Here is a 6,141-nt window from a genome sequence, read left to right on the forward strand (position 1 = left end):
GATGGAAGCATTATACTACATTGGGACATTTTCCTTTGTGGTATATTAGGACATTATCATAAATGGTTCATATTTTTCAAATTTTTTTGAAAATTAGTGTTGACATTTGACTGAATGTGTTGTATTATAATCAAGCAGTCGCGAGAGAGCGATTGAAACATAAGAAATGCAGGAGTGGCGGAATTGGCAGACGCGCAGGCTTCAGGTGCCTGTGGTCGCAAGATCGTGTGGGTTCAAGTCCCATCTCCTGCATTATTTTTTTTCTTTTGTTACGAATGCCAGAGTTGCGTATAAGGTTGGCTGTGAGGCACAGGATGTCTCTTTTATTCAGACTCGGATCCAGTAGCTTTTTTCTGTTGTGCAATTTTTTTCAGCACAACAGAATTTTTTTTTGCTCATATTTTGTTGAAAAAAGCATTTTGCTATGATACAATCTTGAAGATTTAGGATAAAATAAGAAAGAAAATGACATAAGAAAGGGAGATTGTATGAAAGCATTTCTGATATTAGAAGATGGCCATGTATTTACAGGAACCAGCATTGGTTCTGCAAGGGAAGTCATCAGTGAGATTGTTTTTAATACTTCCATGACCGGTTATCTGGAAGTAATGACAGACCCGTCTTACGCAGGACAGGCGGTATGCATGACCTATCCATTAATAGGAAATTATGGAATCTGTTATGATGACCAGGAATCCACCAGACCGTGGATCGACGCATTTATCGTACGTGAATTATCCCGTGTTCCAAGCAATTTCAGAAGCGTTGACACCATTCAGCATTTCTTGACCAAGCATGATATTCCTGGAATCGCAGGAATCGACACCAGAGCTCTTACCAAGATCCTCCGTGAGAAAGGTACCATGAACGGTATGATCACAGTGGATGAAAATTATGACTTAAACGCAATTCTCCCCAAGTTAAAAGCATATACAACTGGTAAAGTAGTGGAAAAAGTAACCTGCCGTGAGAAAGAAATCCTTCCTGGAAATGGTCCGAAGGTTGCACTTATGGATTTTGGTGCAAAGCGCAACATTGCCTGTTCCCTGAATAAGCGCGGATGTCAGGTAACTATTTACCCGGCTCTTACACCGGCAGAGGAGATCCTTGGAGATCATCCAGACGGAATCATGCTCAGCAATGGCCCTGGAGACCCGAAAGAATGCACTTCTATTATTAAAGAAGTAAAGAAACTTTACGATTCCGATGTTCCGATTTTTGCAATCTGTCTTGGACATCAGCTGATGGCACTTGCAACAGGCGGAGATACCTATAAGATGAAATATGGTCACCGCGGTGGAAACCATCCGGTAAAAGACCTTACAACAGGCAGAGTTTACATCTCTTCCCAGAATCATGGCTACGTAGTAGATGCCAAGGACCTTGAGGAGAAAAACATTGCTCATCCTGCATTTGTGAACGTAAATGACGGAACAAACGAAGGAATGGCATACGTTGGAAAGAATATTTTCACTGTACAGTTCCATCCGGAGGCATGCCCGGGACCGCAGGATTCCAGTTACCTGTTTGACAGATTTATGGATATGATGGGAGGAAATAAATAATGCCAAGAAATAAAGACATTAAAAAAGTACTTGTTATTGGTTCCGGTCCGATCATCATCGGCCAGGCAGCAGAGTTTGACTATGCAGGAACACAGGCCTGCCGTTCCCTGAAAGAAGAAGGTCTGGAGGTTGTTCTTCTGAACTCCAATCCGGCTACAATCATGACAGATAAAGATATTGCAGACCGTGTTTACATTGAGCCTCTTACCGTAGAAGTGGTAGAGCAGCTGATCCTGAAAGAGAAGCCAGACAGCGTTCTTCCTACCCTGGGCGGTCAGGCAGGTCTGAACCTTGCCATGGAGCTGGATGAGAAAGGCTTCCTGAAAGAACATAATGTAAGACTGATCGGTACTACAGCCCAGACCATTAAGAAAGCTGAGGATCGTCAGGAATTCAAAGATACCATGGAGAAAATCGGCGAGCCGGTTGCAGCCTCCAAGGTTGTTACCACAGTGGAGGATGGTCTTGCATTTACCAATACCATTGGCTATCCGGTTGTTCTTCGTCCTGCTTACACACTTGGCGGAAGCGGCGGCGGAATTGCACACAATGAATACGAGCTTCGTGAGATCCTGGAGAATGGTCTTCGTCTTTCCCGTGTTGGAGAGGTTCTGGTAGAGCGCTGTATCGCAGGCTGGAAAGAAATCGAGTATGAGGTAATGCGTGACAGTGCAGGAAACTGCATCACTGTCTGCAATATGGAGAACATTGACCCGGTTGGTGTCCACACAGGAGACTCCATCGTAGTTGCTCCGTCCCAGACTCTTGGAGACAAAGAGTACCAGATGCTCCGTACCTCTGCTCTGAACATTATCACAGAGCTTGGAATTACAGGCGGATGTAACGTTCAGTACGCACTGAAACCAGACAGCTTCGAATACTGTGTTATCGAGGTTAACCCTCGTGTAAGCCGTTCCTCTGCACTTGCAAGTAAGGCAACTGGTTACCCGATCGCGAAGGTTGCAGCGAAGATCGCACTTGGATATACACTGGATGAGATCCCGAATGCCATCACTGGAAAAACATACGCAAGTTTCGAGCCGATGCTTGACTACTGTGTTGTTAAGATCCCGAGACTTCCATTTGATAAATTTATCACAGCTAAGAGAACCCTTACCACTCAGATGAAAGCTACCGGTGAGGTTATGAGTATCTGCCATAACTTTGAGGGTGCTCTTATGAAAGCAATCCGTTCCTTGGAGCAGCATGTTGACAGTCTGATGTCTTACGATTTTACACAGCTTACAGATGAGGAACTGCTGGATGAGCTGGCAATCGTGGACGACCGCAGAATCTGGAAGATTGCAGAAGCAATCCGCCGTGGTATGCCGCAGTCCATGCTTCATGACATTACCCAGATCGACATCTGGTTCATTGACAAGCTGGCAATCCTTGTTGGAATGGAAAATGCCCTGAAAACCAGAAAACTTACCAAAGAGCTTCTTCTGGAAGCAAAACGCATGGAATTCCCGGACTACATTATCGCCCGTCTTACAGGCAAAACAGAAGAGGAAATCAAAGCTTTCCGTGCAGAGACTGGTATCAAAGCCGCTTACAAGATGGTTGATACCTGTGCCGCAGAGTTTGCTGCTGCCACTCCGTATTACTATTCTGTATATGGCGATGAAGGAACAGAGAATGAAGCAATTGCCACACCGGATAAGAAAAAGATCCTGGTACTTGGCTCCGGCCCGATCCGTATTGGACAGGGTATTGAGTTTGACTTCTGCTCTGTACACTGTACCTGGGCTTTTGCAAAAGAAGGATATGAAACTATCATTATCAACAACAACCCAGAGACAGTTAGTACAGACTTTGATATTGCAGATAAACTGTATTTCGAGCCTCTTACACCGGAAGATGTTGAGAATATTGTAAATATTGAGAAACCGGACGGAGCTGTTGTACAGTTCGGTGGACAGACCGCCATCAAGCTGACAGAAGCTCTTACAAAGATGGGTGTAAAGATCCTTGGAACCTCTGCTGAGAATGTAGACGCTGCTGAGGACCGTGAGCTGTTCGATGAAATCCTGGAGAAATGTCAGATTCCGAGACCGAAGGGACACACTGTATTTACCGCAGAAGAGGCGAAGAAAGCAGCAAATGAGCTGGGCTATCCGGTTCTGGTTCGTCCTTCCTACGTACTTGGCGGACAGGGCATGAGAATTGCTGTAAGCGATGAGGATGTGGAAGAGTACATTGGTGTGATCAACCAGATTGCACAGGAGCATCCGATTCTTGTTGACAAGTACCTGATGGGAAAAGAAATCGAGGTTGATGCCGTTTGCGATGGCGAGGACATTCTGATTCCTGGTATTATGGAGCACATTGAGCGTGCCGGAATCCACTCTGGTGACAGTATTTCCGTATATCCGGCAAGAACCATCAGCGAGAAAGCCAAAGAGACTATTGCAGAGTACACCAGACGTCTTGCAAGAGCACTTCATGTAGTGGGTATGATCAATATCCAGTTCATCGTTCTTGGGGATGATGTATATGTAATCGAGGTTAATCCACGTTCCAGCCGTACCGTACCTTACATCAGCAAAGTTACCGGAATCCCGATTGTACCGCTGGCAACCAAGGTAATCCTTGGATACAAACTGAAAGATATGGGCTATGAGCCTGGTCTTCAGCCAGAGGCAAAACACATTGCCATCAAGATGCCGGTATTCTCCTTCGAGAAGATCCGCGGCGCTGATATCAGCCTTGGACCGGAGATGAAATCTACCGGTGAGTGCCTTGGTATTGCAGAGACCTTCAATGAGGCTCTTTACAAAGCATTCCTTGGAGCTGGAATTCGTCTGCCGAAGTATAAGAACATGATCATGACTGTAAGACCGGAAGAGCAGGAGGACGCTGTACCGATCGCTAAGAGATTTGAGGCACTTGGATACCGCATCTATGCCACAAGAGGAACTGCCAATACTCTGAAAGAGCATGGTGTTAAGGTGATCCGTACCAACAAGCTGGAGCAGCCGGCACCGAACCTTATGGACTTGATCCTTGGTCATAAGATTGATGTGGTTATTGATATCCCATCCCAGGGTGTTGAGCATCAGAAGGATGGTTTCGTGATCAGACGTAATGCTATTGAGACAGGTGTAAATGTTCTTACCAGCCTTGATACTGCAGAGGCTCTGGTAACAAGTCTGGAAAACACAGATGCTAACAAGCTGAGCCTGATTGATATTGCGACTATTGCAAGAAGGTAATAAACACGCTCTAAGACATTAAACAAAGGTTACTGTTCACTCCGTTCACAGTAACGCGCTTCGCGATGCACAGAAATCATGCATTCGCATGATTTCGCGCCGCAATTCTCGGGTTTTCTGTGAACTTTGTTCACAAAAAACGCCTCACGGAACGTTACCAGTGAACAGTAACAAACAAAGGCTAAATTTTGCGAAAAATGCAAAATACAAGTTTACGAAAGCAAAGTTGTGTAATATACTAAAGAGGACGGAGAAGTTCAGGTCTCCGTCCTCATTTTGTTGAAGTTAGAAAGGGGTAGAAATGGATATTATCGAACTTTTAAAGGTAATTTTCCTGGGTATTGTTGAGGGAATTACTGAGTGGCTCCCTATCAGCAGCACCGGGCATATGATCCTGGTTGATGAATTTATTCATCTGAATGTTTCACAGGATTTTATGGACGTATTTCTGGTTGTGATCCAGCTTGGAGCCATCCTTGCAGTTGTTGTTTTGTATTGGAATAAGCTGTGGCCTTTTTACATAAAGAAGCTTCCAAGAAGAACCCAGATGGCTATTGCGAAGAAGCCCAAATGGGCACAGGTGATCCTGAATTTTGTGGAGCGCTTCTGCGATAAAGAGAAATGGGTGCTGTGGTTTAAGATTGTGGTAGCATGTCTGCCGACCATTGTGATCGCACTTCCGTTTGATGATTTCATTGAAGAACATTTTAATAACTATGTGGTTGTTGCCATTGCACTGATCGTCTACGGTGTTCTGTTTATTATTGTGGAAAACTATAATAAAAGCAGAGAGCCGCAGTGCACAAGTCTGGAAGATTTATCTTTCAAGACGGCGTTTCTCATCGGCTGTTTTCAGGTGCTTTCCGTTATTCCTGGTACATCCAGATCTGGTTCTACCATCATTGGAGGAATCCTGGTTGGTACTTCCCGTACCGTTGCAGCTGAGTTCACCTTTTTCCTTGGAATCCCGGTTATGTTCGGAGCCAGCCTTCTGAAGATTGTGAAATTCGGTTTTGGATTTACCGGTACAGAGGTGCTGATCCTGGTGATCGGTATGGTGGTAGCGTTTGTAGTTTCCATCCTGGCAATCAAGTTCCTGATGGGCTATATCAAGAAACATGATTTCAAGGCATTTGGATGGTACAGAATCGTACTTGGTGCGCTGGTTTTGGTTTACTTTATTGGTAAGACTTTACTGGCATAAATTATATATAAGAAATTTCGGCGCCAGCCTGCAAGGGAAAATTTGCAGGTTGGCGTTTTTGCTATTTAATGTGTTGGTCATTATCCCGGACGCGATTTCACAATGTATATTCACCGCCGCGCGTCGCAACGTTCCGGCAAGCTAATGACTAACTGCG

General features: G+C 44.9%; 3 protein-coding genes and 1 tRNA gene. All 4 read left to right on the forward strand.

Translation table 11 applies throughout. The annotated features are described in order from the left end of the window. The first annotated feature begins 168 nt into the window (after positions 1-168). The 4 genes from AB5642_RS19335 to AB5642_RS19350 all read left to right on the forward strand — a co-directional run bounded on the left by AB5642_RS19335 (position 169) and on the right by AB5642_RS19350 (position 5,984). Positions 169-252, forward strand: a tRNA-Leu gene (locus AB5642_RS19335). A 236-nt stretch (positions 253-488) separates the two neighbouring features. After that, a complete protein-coding gene (locus AB5642_RS19340) occupies positions 489-1,565 on the forward strand; it encodes a carbamoyl phosphate synthase small subunit (RefSeq protein WP_173719469.1) in 1,077 nt (358 codons plus the stop codon). Beyond that, on the forward strand, positions 1,565-4,780 hold the full coding sequence (gene carB / locus AB5642_RS19345) for a carbamoyl-phosphate synthase large subunit (RefSeq protein WP_173719468.1): 3,216 nt from the start codon (positions 1,565-1,567) through the stop codon (positions 4,778-4,780). Before AB5642_RS19340 ends, carB begins: the two co-directional genes overlap by 1 nt. 301 nt (positions 4,781-5,081) lie before the next feature. Next, positions 5,082-5,984: an undecaprenyl-diphosphate phosphatase gene (locus AB5642_RS19350; protein WP_173719467.1), complete on the forward strand. Its 903-nt coding sequence runs from the start codon at positions 5,082-5,084 to the stop codon at positions 5,982-5,984. The last annotated feature ends 157 nt before the right edge of the window (positions 5,985-6,141 follow it).

It is taken from the genome of Ruminococcus sp. 1001136sp1_2201st1_G3_2201SCRN_220225 (genome assembly GCF_040924365.1).
Lineage (GTDB): Bacteria > Bacillota > Clostridia > Lachnospirales > Lachnospiraceae > Blautia_A > Blautia_A faecis.

Coding starts and splice junctions, on each gene's coding strand:
- carB (WP_173719468.1), top strand. CDS start 1,565: ATGCCAAGAAATAAAGACATTAAAAAAGTACTTGTTATTGGTTCCGGT.
- AB5642_RS19350 (WP_173719467.1), top strand. CDS start 5,082: ATGGATATTATCGAACTTTTAAAGGTAATTTTCCTGGGTATTGTTGAG.
- AB5642_RS19340 (WP_173719469.1), top strand. CDS start 489: ATGAAAGCATTTCTGATATTAGAAGATGGCCATGTATTTACAGGAACC.